This window comes from Thermocrispum agreste DSM 44070, from assembly GCF_000427905.1.
Taxonomy (GTDB): domain Bacteria; phylum Actinomycetota; class Actinomycetes; order Mycobacteriales; family Pseudonocardiaceae; genus Thermocrispum; species Thermocrispum agreste.
The window spans coordinates 1-19,463 of the sequence record NZ_ATYX01000005.1; the positions used below are offsets into that span (position 1 = coordinate 1).

Annotated in this window: 19 protein-coding genes; 5 read left to right on the plus strand and 14 right to left on the minus strand. The window is 69.6% G+C overall.

Annotated features, from left to right (window positions below):
* The first annotated feature begins 59 nt into the window (after positions 1-59).
* From YWY_RS0100005 to YWY_RS0100020, 4 genes are all read left to right on the plus strand, one after another.
* Positions 60-617, plus strand: a complete 558-nt coding sequence (locus tag YWY_RS0100005) for a hypothetical protein (RefSeq protein WP_028845940.1) — start codon at positions 60-62, stop codon at positions 615-617.
* 48 nt (positions 618-665) lie between these two features.
* A complete protein-coding gene (locus YWY_RS0100010) occupies positions 666-1,250 on the plus strand; it encodes a DUF3558 domain-containing protein (RefSeq protein WP_028845941.1) in 585 nt (194 codons plus the stop codon).
* A 66-nt stretch (positions 1,251-1,316) separates the two neighbouring features.
* Positions 1,317-1,847: a DUF3558 family protein gene (locus tag YWY_RS0100015; RefSeq protein ID WP_028845942.1), complete on the plus strand. Its 531-nt coding sequence runs from the start codon at positions 1,317-1,319 to the stop codon at positions 1,845-1,847.
* An 89-nt stretch (positions 1,848-1,936) separates the two neighbouring features.
* Complete coding sequence (locus YWY_RS0100020; protein ID WP_028845943.1) at positions 1,937-3,316, plus strand: hypothetical protein; 1,380 nt, start codon at positions 1,937-1,939, stop codon at positions 3,314-3,316.
* Here YWY_RS0100020 and YWY_RS0100025 read toward each other — a convergent pair.
* From YWY_RS0100025 to YWY_RS0100040, 4 genes are all read right to left on the minus strand, one after another.
* A complete protein-coding gene (locus tag YWY_RS0100025; protein ID WP_028845944.1) occupies positions 3,249-4,274 on the minus strand; it encodes a cobalamin biosynthesis protein in 1,026 nt (341 codons plus the stop codon). The genes YWY_RS0100020 and YWY_RS0100025 overlap by 68 nt on opposite strands.
* Positions 4,271-6,700, minus strand: a complete 2,430-nt coding sequence (gene cobBC / locus YWY_RS0100030; RefSeq protein ID WP_028845945.1) for a bifunctional hydrogenobyrinic acid a,c-diamide synthase/histidinol phosphate aminotransferase CobBC — start codon at positions 6,698-6,700, stop codon at positions 4,271-4,273. The genes YWY_RS0100025 and cobBC overlap by 4 nt, the downstream gene beginning before the upstream one ends.
* A 123-nt stretch (positions 6,701-6,823) precedes the next feature.
* Positions 6,824-7,174, minus strand: coding sequence for an RNA polymerase-binding protein RbpA (locus YWY_RS0100035; RefSeq protein WP_028845946.1), 351 nt, complete (start codon positions 7,172-7,174; stop codon positions 6,824-6,826).
* A 380-nt stretch (positions 7,175-7,554) separates the two neighbouring features.
* Positions 7,555-8,973: an MFS transporter gene (locus YWY_RS0100040; RefSeq protein WP_028845947.1), complete on the minus strand. Its 1,419-nt coding sequence runs from the start codon at positions 8,971-8,973 to the stop codon at positions 7,555-7,557.
* 255 nt (positions 8,974-9,228) lie between these two features.
* Here YWY_RS0100040 and YWY_RS0100045 point away from each other — a divergent pair, with 255 nt between their 5' ends.
* Complete coding sequence (locus YWY_RS0100045) at positions 9,229-9,945, plus strand: transglycosylase family protein (protein ID WP_028845948.1); 717 nt, start codon at positions 9,229-9,231, stop codon at positions 9,943-9,945.
* Between the two features lie 315 nt (positions 9,946-10,260).
* On the opposite strand, the gene YWY_RS19360 is transcribed toward YWY_RS0100045, so the two are convergent.
* The 10 genes from YWY_RS19360 to YWY_RS0100090 all read right to left on the minus strand — a co-directional run bounded on the left by YWY_RS19360 (position 10,261) and on the right by YWY_RS0100090 (position 19,453).
* Entirely contained in the window at positions 10,261-11,109 is an 849-nt protein-coding gene (locus YWY_RS19360; RefSeq protein ID WP_342665077.1) for a CaiB/BaiF CoA transferase family protein, read from the minus strand.
* Positions 10,998-11,441, minus strand: a complete 444-nt coding sequence (locus YWY_RS24835) for a CoA transferase (protein ID WP_342665078.1) — start codon at positions 11,439-11,441, stop codon at positions 10,998-11,000. Before YWY_RS24835 ends, YWY_RS19360 begins: the two co-directional genes overlap by 112 nt.
* A 70-nt stretch (positions 11,442-11,511) precedes the next feature.
* A complete protein-coding gene (locus tag YWY_RS0100055; protein WP_038044243.1) occupies positions 11,512-12,963 on the minus strand; it encodes an aldehyde dehydrogenase family protein in 1,452 nt (483 codons plus the stop codon).
* On the minus strand, positions 12,960-13,724 hold the full coding sequence (locus tag YWY_RS0100060; protein ID WP_028845950.1) for a sugar isomerase domain-containing protein: 765 nt from the start codon (positions 13,722-13,724) through the stop codon (positions 12,960-12,962). The genes YWY_RS0100055 and YWY_RS0100060 overlap by 4 nt, the downstream gene beginning before the upstream one ends.
* Positions 13,721-14,506 (minus strand): phosphorylase family protein, encoded by a 786-nt coding sequence (locus YWY_RS19365; RefSeq protein WP_051309362.1) that lies wholly within the window; start codon positions 14,504-14,506, stop codon positions 13,721-13,723. The genes YWY_RS0100060 and YWY_RS19365 overlap by 4 nt, the downstream gene beginning before the upstream one ends.
* Positions 14,499-15,371, minus strand: a complete 873-nt coding sequence (locus tag YWY_RS0100070) for a carbohydrate kinase family protein (protein WP_028845951.1) — start codon at positions 15,369-15,371, stop codon at positions 14,499-14,501. Before YWY_RS0100070 ends, YWY_RS19365 begins: the two co-directional genes overlap by 8 nt.
* A complete protein-coding gene (locus tag YWY_RS0100075) occupies positions 15,368-15,934 on the minus strand; it encodes a cysteine hydrolase family protein (protein WP_028845952.1) in 567 nt (188 codons plus the stop codon). Before YWY_RS0100075 ends, YWY_RS0100070 begins: the two co-directional genes overlap by 4 nt.
* A complete protein-coding gene (locus tag YWY_RS0100080) occupies positions 15,931-16,830 on the minus strand; it encodes an ABC transporter permease (RefSeq protein ID WP_028845953.1) in 900 nt (299 codons plus the stop codon). Before YWY_RS0100080 ends, YWY_RS0100075 begins: the two co-directional genes overlap by 4 nt.
* Positions 16,827-17,924 carry an ABC transporter permease gene (locus YWY_RS0100085; protein ID WP_051309364.1) on the minus strand — a complete coding sequence of 366 codons (1,098 nt, stop codon included), beginning with the start codon at positions 17,922-17,924 and terminating at the stop codon, positions 16,827-16,829. The genes YWY_RS0100080 and YWY_RS0100085 overlap by 4 nt, the downstream gene beginning before the upstream one ends.
* Entirely contained in the window at positions 17,921-19,453 is a 1,533-nt protein-coding gene (locus YWY_RS0100090) for an ABC transporter ATP-binding protein (protein WP_028845955.1), read from the minus strand. The genes YWY_RS0100085 and YWY_RS0100090 overlap by 4 nt, the downstream gene beginning before the upstream one ends.
* Positions 19,454-19,463: the final 10 nt, after the last annotated feature.

The following is a 19,463-nucleotide window of genomic DNA, read 5'->3' on the forward strand; positions in this document are numbered from 1 at the left end:
GGCGCCCGTGGTCGCCGGCTGGGCGCAGTCCCCTCACCCAACACGGTCGGAGTGGTGGAATGACGTATTACGGCAGGGTCAACTTGCCCGACCTGGACGCGCTGCGGCGCAGGCTCGACGAGACGATCGAATCCGCCTACCGGCGGATCCAGCAGGTCGAGCACTCCACGGCGGAACTGCGCGAGAAGCGTGCGCGCGACGCGGAGCGGTTGACCGACAAGCAGATCGAAGCGATGAAGGCGGGCATTCTGGCGCGCGAGCGCACGCCGGAGTGGCAGGTCGTCATGGAGCGCATCGCCAAGGGCGACTTCTCGTGGCGGCATGTGATCACCAGCTACTTCGCGGGCACGATGGATCCCGACGTCAAGGCCGCGTTCGACTCGCTGTCCGACGTCCCGCCGCTGACCCCCGAGCAGCGCGAGAAGATCAAGGCCGAGCTGAACAAGGCCGAGGCGCAGGAAGCGGAAGCCGCTGCTCAGCAGCAGGACGAGGAACACGGACCGTACGGCGGGGCTCCTCGATCCCCCTACGGCGGCACCGGCGGCAGCGTGCCACGGCGGCCCAGGCCGGACGACTGGGACGACGACGACTTCGAGCAGTTCAACTTCCTGCGCTGACCGCCACTGCTCGGTAACCGATCCCAGCGAAGAAGGTAGGGAGTCGAATTGTCCTGGCGTTCCCCGATCACCGTCGCGATCGCCGCAGTCGCCTGTCTCGGCCTGCTCGCCGGGTGCAGCGACGAGGACCCGCCGCAGAACGACGACCAGGCGTCCGGCGCACAGCCGTCGGCCGGTCCGCAGGCGCCTGCGCAGCAACCCGGGCAGGCGCCCAAGGTGGACAAGCCGCTCGACATCGCCCAGGCCGCACGCAGCAAGTGTTCGCTGATGCCCGAGGAGGCGCTGGCCGAGCTCGGTATCACCGACGCCGGCACCGAGAACGACTTCGGCGTCTGCATGTGGGACACCGGCACGGTGTCGCTGACCTTGCACGAGAACAAGGGTCTGGACGCGGTCTACCAGATGCGGGCGGATGGCAGGTTCGACGCGTTCGAACCCGGCGAGATCGCCGGCTACCCGAGTGTGACCACCACGCCGCAGAAGTCACCCACGGCCGCGTGCAGCGTGTTCGTGGGCGTGTCGGACACGGCGTCCTTCACCGTGGCCGTCACCGATTCGGACGGGCAGAAGGATCCCTGCGACGTGGCCGAGGACCTGTCCGAAGCCGTCGTCGAGAAGTTGGCCAACGGCTAGCCGGCCCATACAGCGCGCTCGCGGTGGGGTGACACGGGCGCGCCCTCAGCGGGAAAGGAGCACTACGTGAGGTACGGTCACCTGGCAAAGGTCGCGATCACGCTCGCCGGGCTCGCGCTGCTCGCCGGGTGCGACGACGGTCCGGAAGGCCAGAGCGGGGACGGCCAGGCGAGCGAACGGTCGCCGCTGGACGTCAGCGCGTACCGGGGCGACAAGGTATGCGACCTGTTGCCGAAGGAGAAGCTGTCTGCGGCCGGGTTCACCGACCCGGGAGAACCGCTCACGTTCATGGGTGGCATCGACGGCTGTGAATGGCGGGAGGACGGGATCCTCGCGCTGAGCCTGGTCGACGAAAGCCTGGAGTCGGCCGACGTGGCCAGCGACTCGAAGTACCGGTCGTCGGAATCGGGCACGCTCGGCGGGTACCCGTCGGTGACGGCCTGGTTCCCGAACACCGAGACGTGCAACGTGTACGTGGAGGCCGGGCCGAAGGCCTATCTCGAACTTCAGGTGCGCGACTTCGGCACCGGTGAGAAACAGTGCGACCTGGGTGAGGACTTGCTGGGTGCTGCGGTGGAGCAGCTCAAGGCCGGCTGAGGGCCGGCGGGTAGGTTCGATGGCCGAGTCGGGTGACATGCCGGCGATCGGCCCGACGAACTGCACCCGGCCGGATAGCCTGACGCGCGATGTCAACCGCACAAGGATCGTCGTTCGCTGAGTTCGGCCGCTTCGGCAACACCGCAGAACCGCACTGGCGTGTGTACCCGGTGAGTGTGTTCGGGGAGCTGGTCAATGCCGCGTTGCACGCGGTCAAGCCGTTCCGGGCCGGCATCTGGGGATCGTTGCTGTTGCTGATCGCGCTCGGGTTGCTCGCCGACGAAGGCCTGCTCGGTGATCTCGGTGACGACGTCACCAAGCTGGCCTTGGCGTCGGCAGTGCCGGGGGTCGGGCTCGTCCTGGTCGTCTGGGTCGTGGCCGGCTTCTTGTCCGGCCTGCAACAGCTGCTGACGTCACGCGCCCTGGCGCGGGCCATCGTCGACGGCGCGTCCATGATTGCTGTGCCCCACCCGAGCCAGGCAGAACTCGTGGACGACGAACGCCCGTTTCGATCCGCTCGTGTCTCGTCCGGCGTCTTCGGCGGCCTGTGGCTGCTGATCGCCCTCGGGATGACGTTCTCCGGTTACGACCTGGACGAGATCTGGCCCATCTACGCGTTCGCGGGGATTGCCGCGCTGCCGATGGTGATCGCCATGACCTGGCTGCCGGGCTACTTCGACCGGCAGCGGGTGATGAGGGCGCACTGGACGGAGCGCGTCAGGGACGCCGCCGCGCAACGCGCCGTTCCGGTCCCCGCGGACGACGGTGATGGTCGCGGATATCCGCCGGAACTGGCGGAGAGGAAGCGCAGGGCTGGGCGCTGGGAGCTCGCCGGGATCATCTTGTTCGCTCTCGCCTACGCGCTGTTGCATCTGTGGGAGTTCGTCGCTCACCCGGGAGCGCGGACCGCGACGAGTGAGACCAGGGTGCAGCACATCGACGCCGTCGAAGCCGGACTGGACGTCCTCATCTGGATCGTCTGGGCCGCCATGACGCTGGGCGTGGCCGCCATGGCGATCGGGTATCTGGTCGATGCCACCTTGCAGCGCGAGGAGAAGCGGATGCTCTGGCACGCCTTGGAGAACCCGGCGGCCGCGCGGCCACCCGCCGGGCTGCTGCTGAAGTACTCCGAGCGGCAGCCGATCTTCCTCGCCCAGTGCTTGGCGTTTGTCGCCGGAATCGGCTCGATGTTCGCGAGCGGGTTGTATCTTCTCGGCACGGATCAGCTGGTGACGTGGGATGCCATCGGAGCGGGTTCGGAGACGTTCGGCCGGTTCGTGCCGCATGCGCAGACCACTCTCGCCGTGTCGCTGGCCATGGTCGCTCTCGCGTTCGTCTGGCACGCCGTGACCGCCGGCCGGGGCGCCGAGCTGCGGAGCCAGGTCGTACTGCGATGGCCGGTCAAGCCGGCGGCCGAGGCCGGACCGTCGAGCAAGAAGCTGCCGGACAACTTCCTCGGCGAGAGCTGACGCGAGCCGCGCGGGCGAAGCCTGCGAGCGCCACGCTGACTCCGGCTGCTGCCCAGGCGACCATCGTGGCAAGCCGGGTTGCCCGGCGGATGTCGTCGGTCCGCGGGACGGGTCCGTTTCCCAGCGTGGCGCGGTGCTCCGCGCGTCCCTGATAGTGGTTGGTCCCGCCGAGCGTGACGCCGAGCGCGCCCGCAAAAGCCGCCTCGACGACGCCGGCATTCGGGCTTGGGTGCCTCCGGCCGTCGCGACGCCACGCGTGCCACGCCTCCGTGCCTCGACCGCCGACCAGCGGGGCCAGCAGTGCAGCGAGCGCAGCAGCCACCCGGGAGGGGACGAGATTGGCGATGTCGTCGGCCCGCGCGCTCGCCCAGCCGAAACGCCGGTAGCGGGCGCTGCGGTAACCGACCATGGCGTCGAGCGTGTTGATCGAGCGATAGCCGACCAGGCCGGGAACACCGAGCACTGCTCCCCACAGCAGCGGGGCGACCACGGCGTCCGAGGTGTTCTCCGCCAGCGACTCGACGACGGCACGGCTGACGCCCCGCTCGTCGAGCCGATGCGGGTCGCGTCCGACAAGGTGTGTCACCCGCGCACGGGCGGCGGCCAGGTCACCGGCCTGCAGGTGACCGGCAATGATCTCCCCTTCACGCACCAGCGACCGGCCCCCCAACACGGTCCAGGTCGTCGCGGCGGTGAGCAGGGCCTGTGACAGGGGTGTGCGCGTAGCTCGGTGAGCGATCACGGCGGCGCCGACGACGGGAGCGACGACGGCGCCGACGTAGAGCGCACCTGCGGCTCGGTCGTCCCGGTACATCCGGGACTCCACGGCACGCGCGTATCGGCCGAACCCGGCGACCGGGTGGTAGCAGGCCGGGTCGCCGAGCAGCCGGTCGAGGACGAACCCGAGCGCCAGCCCCATGGCTGTCGCCGCACGCTTCTGCCGCCGGCGCCCGATCACTCCCCACCCCCTTCGGCCACAGCGTCCAGCAAGCGCTCGGTCATGTCGCGGCCGCGCACGGCGATCCGTACCCAGGTGTCGTCCAAGCCCGGGAACGTGTCGGCCCGTCGCACGGCGAACCCGGCGGTCCGCAGACGTGCGTGCATCCCGGCGCCGACCTTGGCGAGCACGAACGGCGCGGCCGATTCGACGGTCGTGATGCCGAGATCGGCCAGTCCGTCGGTCAGGACGCGGCGATCACGCACGATCTGCTGCACCCGCCGCTCTTGCTCGCCGCGAGCCCGGGACGTGCTCGTGGCGACGATCGCGGCCAGAGCCGGGCTGCTCACCGGCCACGGCGGCTGGTGGTCCCTCAGGTCGGACAGCACGTCCGGGTCCCCGGCGAGGTATCCGGCACGGATCCCCGGCATCGACCACATCTTGGTGAGGCTTCGGATCACCAGGACTCCGGGAAGCCGGTGGGAAACAAGTGTTTCTCGTTCGTGCGGGACGAAATCCATGAATGCTTCGTCCACGACCAGCACCCGTCCGGGGCGGATCAGCGACAGCAGCGTGTCCCGTGCGTGCAGGCGCCCCGTGGGGTTGGTCGGATTGCCGACGACGACAAGATCGGCTTCGTCCGGGACCGCCGCCGGATCAAGCCGGAATTCGTCGTCCGGACGGCACATGACGTGCAGGACACGGTGGCCGGCGGCGCGCAGGGCGACGTCCGGTTCGGTGAACTGCGGGTGCACCACGACCGGGCATTTCCAGGACCGGGCTCGGGCAACCAGCCAGAAGGCTTCGGCCGCGCCCGCCGTCAGCAGGACCTCGGCGATTTCGCGGCCATGCCGCCGGGCAACGGCCGCGCGTGCCCGATGGGCATCGGGGTAGCTGGTCGATTCCGCTACGCCGGCGCGCAGCGCCTGCTCGAGCCAGCCGGGGCGGGGCAGATGGCTGACATTGACCGCGAAGTCGGCCATGCCGTTCGCGATCTCGGCGTCACCATGGTGACGCAGCGCGTCCACACCGGCGGAGGCCGACGAGGCAGACAGTGGGGGAGCGGGCGATGCGACCGGGGGAGCGGGCGATGCGGCGTGAGTGCTGTGCGCGGCGTGGACCGCATCGGCGAAGTGCTGCGCCTGGTCCGGATGTCCCGCCCAGTGGACGTGCAGGTAGGAGGCTGCCAGCGTCGGCCGGGCGAAACCGGCAGGACGCCCGCCGACACGCCACATCGGCTGATCACCGTGCGCGGGTGTGATCACGGTGCTGTGGAACTCGTGCGCAGTCGCGGGTGTGCCCGCGGTGCCGAGCAGATGATCCGACCCGAATTCCGCCCGGTGGTAGGCCAGGGTCAACCCTCCTGTCATGACGGCGTCCGCCTCGAGGGCACCGACCATCGGCTTCCCGTCCAGGCTTCGGCACAGATACAGCAGGCCGGCGCACTCGGCCACGGTCGGAACACCGTCCAGCACCGCCTGGCGCAGTTCGGCACGCAAGCTCGCGTTCTCGGCGAGCGCCGCAGCATGAACTTCGGGAAAGCCGCCGCCCAGGTACAAGCCACACGTCCCCGAGGGCAAGTGCCGGTCACGGGACGGATCGAACGTGGAGACCGTGCACCCAGCGGCTTCCAGCAGTTCGGTCGTCTCGGCATAGCGGAAGGTGAAGGCCCGACCCGCCGCCACCGCGACGACAGGGGCGCCGTCACCAGCAGCTCGGACGTGGTCAGCCGGGTCCCATGCCGCGACGTCCAGATCAGGGGCGCTCTGGGCGAGATCACGTACTGCCTGCAAGTCGACGTGCTCGGCGATCTGCTCGGCAAGGGCGTCCAGCGCCGCGGCGGCCTGTGCGCGTTCGGCGGCCGGAACCAGGCCCAGGTGCCGAGACGGGACCCGCAGCTTCTCGTCCTGATACAGCACCCCCAGCACGGGAACACCGGTGGATTCCACCGCCGCGGCCGTCTCGGCGGCGTGCCGGGGAGAGCCCGCCTTGTTGAGTACCACGCCCGCCACCATCAGATCCGGCTGGAAGGTACGCATGCCGTGCACCACAGCGCCGATGCTGCGGGAGGCGGTGGAGATGTCCACGACGAGAACGATCGGTGTGCGGGTCAGTGCCGCCACGTGGGCCGTGGACGCGAATCCCGCACCGCCCACCTGGCCGTCGAACAGCCCCATGACGCCCTCGACGACGGCGATGTCCGCACCCCGGGCCCCGTGCGCGAGCAGCGGCCCGATCGACGATTCACCGACCAGGAACGGATCCAGGTTGCGTCCCGGGCGCCCGGTGGCCAGCGCGTGATAGCCGGGGTCGATGTAGTCGGGTCCGACCTTGTGCCCGGAGACGACGAGTCCCTGCCGAGACAGGGCGGCCATCAGGCCGACGGCCAACGTGGTCTTTCCCTGGCCGGTGGCCGGGGCTGCCAAGCAAACGCGGGGAAGCTTCATCACGATCAGCGTGGCAGACGCGCCCGGCTGTGCGGGCGGTGCGTCCGGGCACACGGAAAGCCCCGCGGTCGGGGGAGGCCGCCGCGGGGCTTTCGGTCCGTGACGTCGTCTACCGCAGGCCGGTCACGCCGACCGCGACGAAGAACGACGCTTGCGCAGCTCTTCCAGCCGCTCGTTGAGCAGCTCCTCCAGCTCGGGGATGGTCCGGCGCTCCAGCAGCATGTCCCAGTGCGTGCGCGCCGGCTTGGTCTTCTTCTGCTCCCGCTGCCCACCGTTGACGAGTTCCGACTCGGTGCCGTGCAGGCGGCACTCCCACGTCGCCGGAATCTCGGCCTCGTCCGCGAACGGCACCTCGAACTCGTGGTTCTTCGGGCACGCGTACCGGACGCTGCGTCGAGGCGCCAGGTCGTGGTTGCGGTCGGTCTCGTAACTCACCGATACCAGCCTGCTGCCACGGAGAACCCGATCGGCCATGGTGCATTCCCTCTCTGCTGCGCAACGGGGCCGGCCCCCACTCCGTACCCCGGATCTTGCTCACACTATGCAACGAACGGCGGGTCGTCAGGATTCCCGGATCGGCCCGTCGTTATTCCACGTTCTTTGCGACCCGTACTGCTGGACAGCTTGCTCCAGTGCGAGTCGGATGGTGGCGTGACGTGACGCAAGGAGCCCGCCGACGTGGGGATTTCCCTCGAACGGTGCATTCTTCGCATCGCCGGTGCGCCTCACGGTGTTACTTGGTGCGTGCGGTCGCCACGGCGTACGCGATCGTGCATGACGAACATCACGCTGCGTAACGTGTGGGCGCGGTTGCGCAGCGTTCATCGTCGGCGTTCACCCGGATGGTCGTCCCGTCACAGCTTGCTGGGCGGGGTGTTGCCCGCCGCGACGATCGCCCGCCGCGCGGGCACCAGTGCCACCAAACCGATGCCGGCCACGAAGAACACGATCAGCGCCAGGATGGCGGGCCGGAACGACCCGGTCGCCGACCCGATCGCGGAGAACAGCACCGGACCCAGCCATGCGGTGCCGCGCTCGCTGATCTCGTACAGCGAGAAGTACTGGGCTTCCTTGCCCGCCGGGATCATCTGGCTGTACAGCGAACGCGCCAGCGCCACGGTGCCGCCGAGCACGAGCCCGATGCCCGCACCGACCAGGTAGAACGGGACCTCCTGGCGCGGCTCGAGGAAATAGGCGGCGACGATGACGCCGATCCACAGCGCCAGGCTGCCCATGATGGTGCGCTTGGCGCCGAGCCTGCGCGCCACCACGCCGTGCAGCCAGCCGCCGACGAACGCGACGAACTGCACCATCAGGATGGTGGCGATCAGGGTGTCCTGGGAAAACTGCAACTCCTCCTTGCCGTACTGGGCCGAAGTGGTCACGACGGTCTGCACACCGTCGTTGAAGACCAGGTAGGCGCCCAGGAAACCGAGCGTCAACGGGAAGGCGCGGGCCTCGCGCAAGGTGTCTGCCAGCTCACGGAACCCGGCTCGGATCACGCCGACGCCAGGCTCGACGGGACGTGGCCGCCGCCGGTCCCGCAACCGGCGCAGCGGGATGACGGTGAATCCCGCCCACCACAGGCCGGACAACAGGAAGCAGGCGCGCACCGCCTGGCCCTCGGTGAGCCCGAGCGCCTCGTGGCCGAGGTAGATGCCCAGTTGCACGGCCAGTGCGACGCCGCCGCCGAGGAAGCCGAAGGCCCAGCCGCGGGCCGACACCTCGTCACGCTCGTCGGGGGCGGCGATCTCCGCTAGGAATGCGTAGTAGACGACGATCGACACGCCGTAGCCGATCTGCGCAACGATGTACAGCGGCACGGCGAGCTGCCAGTTGGTTCCGGCCACGAAAACGAGCAGGCAAGTGGCGCCTGCGCCGGTGAAGGCGGCCGTGGCCAGCAACGGCCGCTTGGACTGGCTGCGGTCCGCGATCGCCCCGGCGATGGGCATGATGAAGACCTGCACGACAGTGGCGACGCCGATCAGGTAGCCCCACAGGGCGCCCGCCGGGAAGCGGAGCCCGAGCAACGAGATGTCGCAGTCGACGAGCTTGGCGACCAGTTCGGGACCACCGCAGGCGTTCGGCCCGTTGGCCGGATCGGTGCGAGCCGCCTCGGCGGCCACCGAGCCGACGTAGGCCGCACCGAACACGGTGATCACCGAGGTGTAGAACGTCGAATTGGCCCAGTCGTAGAAGTACCAGCCACGCCGTTCGCGGCGACGGGCCGCGGCGTCCGGCGCCGGGACGGGGCCGAGCTGATCGGTCGTCATACCACCTCGATCTGTTTCGCTGTCTGTCGTTGTGTGTTCGCCGGCTGTTCCGCCGGCGCAGTCGCGCCGCCACGCACCCGGCACTGGGCGACGACCCGGCTGATCATGCCGGAGGCTACTGGCCTCACCACCGGAACAGGTGACAAATCGGCTGCAACCGCGTGTCGCTACCGCCTAACCCGGAAGGGTCATGTGATTCTGTTGTGTTTTCTGGTGCGCTTGTGAATGGTGCGCCCGTTGTTTACGGTGCTTTTCATGTGGCTTGAGAGGGTTACGGTACAGCGTTGGGTCGCCAGGGTGGCGGTGGTGGCCTGTGCCGTGGCCAGCTGGACGGCCGTGCCTGCGGTGACCGGGACGGCGCCCCCGGCAGCAGCCGACCCGCCGCGTGCGGACTGGGCGAAGCTGCGCATGTGCGAGTCGAGCAACCGCTACACGATCAACACCGGCACCGGCTACTACGGTGCGTACCAGTTCGATCTGCCCACGTGGCGCAGCGTCGGCGGCAAGGGCTACCCGCATCAGGCCAGCCCGCGGGAACAGGACTACCGCGCGCTGTACCTGTACCGGATGCGCGGCTGGCAACCGTGGGAATGCGCCCGCCCGAACTTCTTGAACCTCAAGGAGGACCGCTCGGCGCGAAGCAAGATCAAACCGACGTATGCCGAAGCCGCCTACATCGGGGGCTCGAGCGTGAAGCCGAGCAGGCCGAAGCCGTCCCGGCCGGGTACCGGGCCGGCGACCATGCCGAAATGGCCGGGGGTGGTCTACGCCTTCGGTGATTGTTCGCCGCATCTGCGGAAGTTCCAGCTGCGGATGAACAAGTTCGGCTACGACTTCCAGGGCACCGGGTGCTACTACGACGAAACCAAGCGTGCGGTGCTGGACCTGCAGCGAGCCAACGGCATCAAGGACTCCGGGCGCCTGGGACCGAAGACATGGCGCGCGGCCTGGAAAGGCAAGCCACCACGCTGACATTGCTCAACTGACAGGTTGTGCGCCTGCGCCCAGCGCATGCGACGGCAGGATCGGCGACGCGGCGATGAAGGAAAGTCGTCTGCTCGGTCGCCGCACGAGTGGCTACCGCAACGCCGTCGCGCAGACCGTGCAGCCGCATGAGGATGGCGATCATCGTCCGCGGTCGCGGCGAAAGCAGCCCCAGGCCGCCGTCAGCGTGATGGCCGGCCGGCGCCGAGATGGTCCTGCTCTTGCACGATGAGCAGACATGGCCTGTGGGATGTGCTCAGGCGGACCGTGTCGACGCGGCTACGCACGACCCCGTCGGCCAGGCTACGCACGCGAGGCCGTGCGGGCCGGATGGGGAAGCCGTGAGGTCCTTCCGGTGGCGAACCATCGGCGGATCTCCTCGGTGTGTTCACCCCAGGCCGGGAGGAGGACGGTAGCCGGAGACGGCGGTGCCGGAGTAGCGGATCGGATGCCGGACCTGCGGAACATGATCGGGCCGACCGGCACGGTGGGGGCCAAGCCGAGCCGCTCGGCGAGGGCGAAGGCGTCGGCGAGGTCTCCGACCTTGCCCGCGGGCACCCGGCTTCGGTGAGCCGTTCGATCCAGGAGTCGGCGGTGCCGACGGCCAGCAGGTGATTCGAGCTCGGCGATCACATCGCTGCGGTGCGCGACGCGATCGGCATTGGTGGTGAAGCGCGGATCGTCGGCCAGTCCGGGTTTGCCCAGCACGGTGACGCAACGGCGGAACTGGCCGTCGTTGCCGCAGCAGATGGCGATGAGCCCGTCACGGCACCTCAGCGTCTCGTACGGCGCGATCGAGGGGTGCTGGTTGCCGAGCCTGACCGGCGCACGTCCGGTCCACAGATCGGCCGAAGCCTGGTTGACCAGGGCGGCCAGCAGGTTGGACAGCAGGTTGACCTCGATGTGCTGACCGTGGCCGTCCCGCTCACGCGCCGCGAGTGCCGCGAGCACTTCGATCACCGGGTCCTTGGAGGTCAGCACGTCGACCAGGGCGACGCCGACCTTGGTGGGCGGCCCACCAGCCTGCCCGGTGATGCTCATCAGACCCCCGACGGCCTGCACGAGGACGTTGTACCCGGGCAGGTCGGCTCCCGGGCCGGAGCCGAAGTCCGAGATCGAGCAGTACACCACGCCCGGGTTGGTGCGCCGCACCGTCGGGTCCGAACCGGGCCATGGTCCCGGGTTTGAAGCTCTCCACCAGCATGTCCGCTGCGAGCGGCGAGCTCGCGCGCGGCGGCGAGGTCGTGCGGGTCCTGCAGATCGAGGGTGATTGACTTCTTCGACCGGTTGGCGCACTCGAAGTACGTGCTCGTCTCCTCGGTCCACGGCGGACCCCACGCGCGCGTCTCGTCACCGGTTCCCGGACGTTCGACCTTGATCACCTCGGCACCGAGGTCGGCCGGCATCACGGTGGTCAGCGGGCCGGCGAGGATGCGGCTGAAGTCGGCCACCAGCACGCCGTCCAGCGGTGCCGGTCGGGTCATGTGCCCTCCAGGCGGGGCGAGTAGCCGTCTTCGGTGATCACGGTGATCCGGGTGCCGGATCGTCGTGCGCTCAACGTTCCACCTCCAGGGCCGGGCGGCGCACCTTGGTGTGCCGCACCTCCAGATAGGCGTGCAATCCCTCCGGGCCGAGTTCCCGCCCGAGACCGGACTGCTTCCAGCCGCCGAACGGCGCTTGCAGCTCCGAGACGTCGTTGACGTTGACCCCGACGCCGCCCGCTTCGATGCGTTCGGCCACCGCCAGTGCCTGCCCGAGGTCCTCGCCGTAGACGTAGGCGGCCAGGCCGTAGTCGGTGTCGTTGGCGACCTCGATCGCTTCGGTGATCGAGCGGACACGGTGCACCGCGACCACCGGGCCGAAGGTTTCCTCGGTCATGACCCGCGCATCACGCGGCACATCGTCGAGCACCGTCGGCAAGTAGTAGTGGCCGGCCGCGAACTGTGCGCCTTCCGGCCGCTTGCCGCCGGTCACCAGCTTCGCCCCGCGCGCCAGGGCGTCCGCCACATGCGCCTGCGCCCGCTCGACCACCTGCGCGGTGGTGCACGGCCCGTAGCCGACGCCGGGCTGGAGCGGATCGCCGAGAACGTAGGAGTCCACCTCGGCCCTGAGCGCGTCGACGAACGCGTCCGCGATCGCGTCCAGCACGATGATCCGGTTCACCGCGATGCAGATCTGGCCCATGTTGGAGAACGCCCGGCGCGCGGCGGCCGTGGCGGTCACCTCGATGTCGGCATCCGGCAGCACGATCAGCGGGCACTGTCCGCCGAGTTCGAGGCTGACCCGGGTCATGTTGTCGGCGGCCGCACGCATGATGGCTTTCCCGGTGGCCGTCGAGCAGGTGGCGGTGACCATCGCGACCTCGGGCCGCGACACCAGCCGCTGGCCGGTCTCGGCGCCGCCGGGCAGGTCGAACAGCGTGCCGGGCGGAAGTCCCGCATCGGTCAACAGCTGCGAGACCATGCCGATGGCCAGCGGCGCCTCCTCGGGCGGTTTGACGACGACCGGGCATCCGGCCGCCAACGCGGGCGCGACCTTCCACGCGTAGAGGTCGACCGGGTAGTTCCACGGGACGATGCCCGCGACCACACCGACCGGGTGGTAGCTGACCATGCTGACCGTGTCCGGGTCGGTGTTCGGTCGCAGTGAGCCGTGCACCCGGCGGCCTTCCTCGGCGTAGTAGTCGAAGACCGAGGCGCCGAAGAGGATCTCCTTCACGCTGTCCGCAACCGGTTTGCCCTGTTCGCGGGTGAGCACCTCGGCGATGTCGTCGACATGGGCGCGGATCGCCTCCGCTGCTGCCCGCAGAACGCGGGCCCGTTCGTCCGGGTGCAGCCGCATCCACGTTCGTCCCTGCTGACGGGCCTCCGCCACGGCGCGGTCGACGTCGGCCGCCGTGGCCGGGACATAGTGCGCCACCAGCGATCCGTCCGCCGGGCTGCGGACTTCCCGCAGGTCTCCGCGATGGATCACCTCGCCGCCGAAGATCAGTCCGCGATCGTTCACCGCTTGCACAGCAACCGCCACAGTTCCTCGTAGTTCTCCTCGTTCTTGCGATGGGCTTCCTCGACGCTTGCGGTGTTGGTGTTGACCATGACGTACGGCTTCTTGCCGCGCCGGACGATCTCCTCCGTCGTGGCCGACACGATGGCGTGCCCGGCCGCGATGGCGATCGACGTCGACGTCGGGCCGACCGGATGCTCCAGGCCGTCGATGTACTGTGCGGCGTCCAGCTTCGGCACCCCGGTGTCCACGACGACGTCGGCGACCTCGTACAAGCGCTTGCCGGACGAGTGCCTGCTGGGCACCGCCGAGGAATGCGGGACGCTGGTGATGGCGATGACCGGGCGGCCCGCCTGCTTGAACTCCAACGCCATGTCGAGAATGACGTTGTTGATCCCGGAGTGGGAGAACAGCATCAGCGCGTCACCGTCGCGGGCCCGGTTGGCCTTGAGGATCACCGGGCCGTAGCCGGGGCGGGTGTGCAGGAAGCGGTACTGGAAGGTGCCCATGTCGCCCCACACGTGGTGCATGAGCGCGATGGGCGTGTCGACGATCGGGCGGAACCCGGTGATCGTCCCGGTGCGCGGGAACATCTCCAGCGCCGCGAAGCCGCCGTGCCCGGTGCCGAAGGTGAACACCAGGTTGTCGCCGAGGATGGTGTCGGCACACACCCGCGCTGCTTCCGTGATGGCGTCCAGCTGCGTGTCGCGCATCCGCTGCAGCCGCTCGATCATGGTGTCCAGATACGACCTGCTGACGCTCATGATGTCGCTCCTTTCGTCGCGGTCAGGCGATCCGCCCCGGCCGCGCACAGTGCGTCGAACCCGGTGACCAGCAGATCCCGTTCGGCTGCTGCCCGCTCGCCCTCGGGGAGTTTCCGGTGGTTACGGCCGTCGACGCTGGCCAGGCACAGCACGCCGCTGCGTACGCCGAGCGCGCGGCCGACGGCCAGTACGGCGCTGCTTTCCATGTCCATCCCGACCACGCCGTGCTCGACCAGCTGGTCGATGTCGACCGTCCGCGAGGACGGCATCGTGGGATGGGCGAACAACTCGGTGTAGAAGCCGTCGTAGCTGGCGATCATGCCGACGACGGTCCGCCGATCGGTCCGGTGCGCGGCGTCGCGCAACGCGATGGTCAGATCCAGGTCGGGAGCGGCCGGATAGCCGTCGGGAACGTAGGTGCCGGAGGCGCTCTCGCCCCGCAACGCGCTGTCGGCGACCACGAAGTCGCCCAGCTCGGCCGCACCGACGGCGAGCACCGTGCCGAGCCGGACGACCGACCGCACCCCGAGCGCGGCCAGTTCGTGCAGAACGACCGCGGCGATCGCCGCGCCCATCCCGAATGCGCTCACCGTGATCGGGGTGCCGTTCCACGTGCCGGTGGCGGTGGTCAGCCCGCGGTCTTCGTTGAGGATGCGCGCGTCCGCCAGCAGATCGGCGGCCAGCAGCACCCGGCCGCGGTCGCCGACCAGCACGGCCCGTTCCGCGACGTCGTCGGCCGAGCACTGCAGGTACCAGGCTCGCTCGGAGTAGTTCTCAGGCATCGTCCCCCCTGTTGGTGCGGGAGCGGAGCAAGGCGCACGCGTCGGCGCATCCTCCCTGGACCGCCTCGGTGACTTCGATGTCGTGCAGCAGGCGCGCCATCAGCCCGGCGGCGAACGTGTCGCCCGCTCCCGTGGTGTCCTCCGCGGACACGGGTTCGGGCGGCCGCAGCACGATGTCGCCGTCGGGCTTGCGCAGCACCGCGCCTTGCGCCCCGCGGGTCTCGACCACGAGCCGGCCGCCTGCCACCAGCTTGCTGACATCGAGACCGCAGGTGCGGTGCAGGAACTCGGTTTCGGATCCGCTGTGGCAGATGACGTCGGCGCGGTCGGCGAGCCGGGCGCTCAGCTCGGGTGTGACCGAACGCGGGTCGGCCTTGACCACCCACATGACCTTCGCATCCGCGGCGACGACCGACAGGGCCTCGGCCGTGGCCTCGGTGGGCCCGACGGCGACGATCACCGCGCGCGCGTCGCCCAGCAGCGCCCGCTGGGCAGCGGTCAGGGACTGGTCGAGTTCACCGGGATCGAAGAACATCACTGGTTCGCCTCCGCCCGGCCAGAAGATCCGGGTCGTCGGCGAGCGTGAACCGGACGCCACGATGCCGTCGACACCGACGCCCGACAGACGGTGGTGTTCGCGGAACACGTCACCGTGCTCGTCCGAGCCGACCCAGGTGACGACGTCTGTGGGGATGCCGTTGCGCACCAGGCCTCGCGCGAAGTACGCGACGGCTCCCGGGTCGCCGCCGGGGCGGTGCAGCGGACGCCGGATCAGCGTGGTCCTGCCGGGCCCTTCGAACGGCTCGGTGGCGTACTTGAAGTCGAGGCTGGCGTAGCCGATCACCACGCACCGCACCGGGCTCACGGATGCTCCTTCAACATCGCGACCGCCTCGGCGGTGGGGACGACGGAGCCGAAGTAGCGCTGAATGTCCTCCAGGGACGCCTCCTCGAGGTGTTGCCGGTTGGAGTTGGTGGCTTCGCGCGGCACCACCACCGCGAACCCGTGCGCGAAGCCGTCCTGACAGGTGGCGCGGATGCACACATTGGTCTTCACCCCGGCGACGACGATCCGCTCCACGCGCTGCTCGTGCAGGGTCAACGCGAGGTCGGTGGCGAAGAAGCCGGAGTAGCGCCGCTTGGGCACCACGAGTTCCCCCGGCCGCTCGGCAGGTTGGAAACCGGGAAAGAAGTCCGCTTCGAACGACCCGTCCAGGCAGTGCACCGGCAGCTTCGGCTGCTCGGCATCCGGCACGTTCCGTCGATGTCGTTCGACCGCGTGGACCACGACCGCCCCGGCAGCGCGTGCGGTGGTCAGCAGCTCGGTGAGCGGCTCGACCGTATCGCGCACGCGCGGGTAGTAGTTCGGTCCGTCCGGATCGAAGAAGTCGTTGATGACGTCGACCAGAAGCAGTGCGGTCTTGCTCATGCGGTGGGCATCCTTCGTGCTCGGGCCCGTTGCTGGGCCGCCGACAGGGCCAGCGCGGCAACCACCACGACATACGGCAGCGCGGTGAACAGCTGGCCGATCGCGGTTCCGGTCTGCAGGCTGTGCTGCCAGGCGTCGAAGAAGGCGAAGATGAGGCAGGCGATCGCGGTGGGCACCGGCCGGTTGCGGCCGAAGTAGAACGCCGCGAGCGCGATGAACCCGCGGCCGGCGATCATCTGGTCGTTGAACAGCCCCACATGGGCCAGCGACAGGTAGGCGCCACCGAGCCCGGCCAGCGCACCCGCGATCATGCCCGAGTACTCGCGCATGCGGTTGACCGCAACGCCGAGGCTGGCGGCCGCTGTCTCGGCGTCCCCGCACGCGCGCAGGCGGAGGCCGAAGGAGGTGTTGCGCAGCATCCACGCAGTCGCTGGCACCAGGGCGAGCGCGAGGAAGAACAGCACGTCCTTGTCGTTGAGCAGCTCGTCGAGCACCGGGACGTCCGCCAGGGCGGGGATGGTCCAGCGGGGCACCCGGTCCAGGCCGTCGATGCGCAGCGTGCCGGAGACCCCGAGCTCCCACTTGAGCACGAAGCCGATGACACCGGCCAGCAGGATGTTGACGCCGAGCCCGACGATGATCTGGTTCGCCTGCAGGCGGGTGATCACCAGCGTCATGAGCAGGCCGGTGACAGTACCGGCGACCACGGCGCCGAGGACGCCGGCGAACCAGCTGCCGGTCTGCGCGCTGACCAGCACGCCGACGAACGCCCCGGCCAGCATCTGCCCCTCAAGGCCGATGTTGACCACCCCGGACGCCCGGTGCACCAGCCCGCCGACGGCGGCGAACAGCAACGGCACCACGAGCAGCAGCGCGGAGCTCACCACGGTACTCATGCCACCGACCTCCTGCGCCTGAACAGCTGCGCGAAGCTGGCGACGGCGAACACCATGACCGTGCCCTGCAGCACGTCGACGATGTCCAGCGGGATGTTGTCGAACAGCTGGATGGTGGTCCCGGCGTTGGCGAACGCGCCGAACATGACCGCGGCCGGGATGAGGCCCCACGCGCTTCGCCTGGCCAGGAGCGCCACCGCGATCCCGGTGAACCCGTACTGTGCGGAGAACCCGCCGACCACGAACTTGCCGACCACGCCGAGCGCATGCACTGCGCCGCCGAGCGCGGCGATGGCCCCGGTCGCCACCATGGCAAGGAACACGACCCGGTTGACCGGGATGCCCTGCGCGGCGGCGAATCGTGCGTTGACGCCGACGTGGTGCAGGTCCGCCCCTGCGCTGGTGCGGCGCAGGAAGATCCAGTACGCGGCGACCAGCACCACGGCGATGACGAAACCGATGTTCAGCGAGGACGGCGGAAGCAGCCGCGGCAACGAGAACGGCACGGTTTCGGTCGACGAATTCGCCTGGCCGGGGGCGAGCAGGTAGCCGTTGACGAGCCAGCCGACCAGGCCGGTCGCCACGAACGTGAACATCAGCGTGGACACGACTTCGTCCACGCCGAGTTGCGTCTTCAGCGCGGCGGGGACCACGGAGAACAAGGCGCCGGCCAGCACCGCGCCGGCCATGGCCAGCACGGTGACCACCGGCACCGGCCCGCTCACCGCGACCGCCAGCCACGCCGCGGTCAGCCCGCCGAGCACGAAGCCGGCTTCGGCACCGAGGCTGAACACGCCCGCGCGGAACGACACGGCCGTGGCGACGCCGGTGAACAGGACCGGGGTGGCCGACGTGAGCGTCCCGGCCAGGCCTTCCCGGGTGCCGAACGCGTGGGTGAGCATCAGCTCGTAGACCGCCAGCGGGTTGATGCCGCTGGCCTGCAACACCAGCCCGCCGACGACGAGCGCGACGAGGACCGGCGCGAGCGTCCGCAGGACGGTGAGGGCGATGGAGCGGACCTTGCGGGTGCCGGCCTCGGGCGGTGGGGCGGCGGGCTCCAGGGGAGTGGTGGCGGTCGCCGTCGGTGTGCTCACGACGACACCTCCGTTCCGGAGCGCTGACCGAGCATGGCCCGGCCGATCCGCGCGCGGGCGTCGGGTTCGGCCGGGTCGAAGATGCCCGCGGGCTTGCCGTGGAACATCACTAGCACGCGATCGCTCAACGCGAGCAGTTCGTCCAGCTCCTGGCTGACCAACACGATCGCGGTGCCGTTGTCCCTGGCCTGGACCAGCTCCTGCTGCAGTTCCGAGATGCCGCGAAGATCGACGCCGCGGGTGGGCTGGGCCGCCACCAGCAGCCTCGGGCGTTTGCTGATTTCCCGACCGAAGACGAGCTTCTGCTGGTTGCCGCCGGACAGCATGGACGCCGGGTCGGTCACCCGCCCGTGGCGTACCCGGAAGCGGCGAAGGATGTCCGCCGCATGCCGGCGCGCGGCACCGGGGGAGAACCACCCGCGCCGGGCAAGGGGAGGGGAGTGGTGCGATCCGATGGCCACGTTGTCCACCAGCGGTTCGGTGATCGACAGCCCCTCGTGGCGCCGGTCGCCGGAGATGTAACCGACGCCTGCTGCGCGCCGGGCGCCGACGGATGCGGTGGTGATGTCGCGTCCGTCGAACCGGATGGCGCCGCCGCGGCACGGTCGCAACCCGATCAGCGCCTCCACGAGGTCCTCCTGGCCGTTGCCCGCGACACCCGCGACGCCGAAGATCTCCCCCTCGCTGACCTGGAAGCTGACCGGGCCCACCGGGCGCTGCCGTCCCGCCAGCTGGACCTGGTCGACCTCGAGCACGACCTCGCCGGGTGGAGCCGTCCGCGGAGCCCGCACCTGCTGCAGGTCCTCGCCGACGATCAGTTCGGACAGGGTCGGCCGGTCGAGCTCGTCCGCCGCCTGGGTCGTCACCACGCGGCCGCCGCGCAGCACGGTCACTTCGTCGGCGACACGGAGTGCTTCGTCCAGCTTGTGCGTGATGAGGATGATCGTGTTGCCCTGTTCGCGCAGTTCGGTCAGCAGGCGCAGTAACCGGTCGATCTGCGCGGGCGCCAGTACCGCCGACGGCTCGTCCAGAATGAGCGTGTCCGCACCGCGGTACAGGCAGCGGATGATCTCCAGCTGCTGCTGGGTGCCGATCTCCACGTCTCCCGCGCGCCGGTCCCACGGAATCCGAGCGCCGATCGACTCGGCGATCTCCTCCGCGCGCACGCGCGCCGTCCGCCAGTCGATGACTCCCGCACGCGCCGGCTCGGTGCCGAGCACCAGGTTCTCCAGCAGCGTCAGGTTCGGGCTGAGGGCCAGTTCCTGCTGCACCACGGCGATGCCGGAGGTGAACGCTTCCCGCGGTCCGGAGAACCGGACCCGCTCGCCGCGGCTGATCACCCAGCCGTCGTCCGGTTGATCGAGGCCGGACAGCGCCCGGATCAGCGTGGTCTTGCCCGCGCCGTTCTCGCCGAGCAGCGCATGAATCGTGCGCTCGGTGACGGAGAACGTGACGTCGGACAGTGCCTGGACCGCGCCGAACCGCCGGGAGATGCGCTCGGCACCGATCCGTGCGGTGGTCGTTGCCATGGCCATGGTG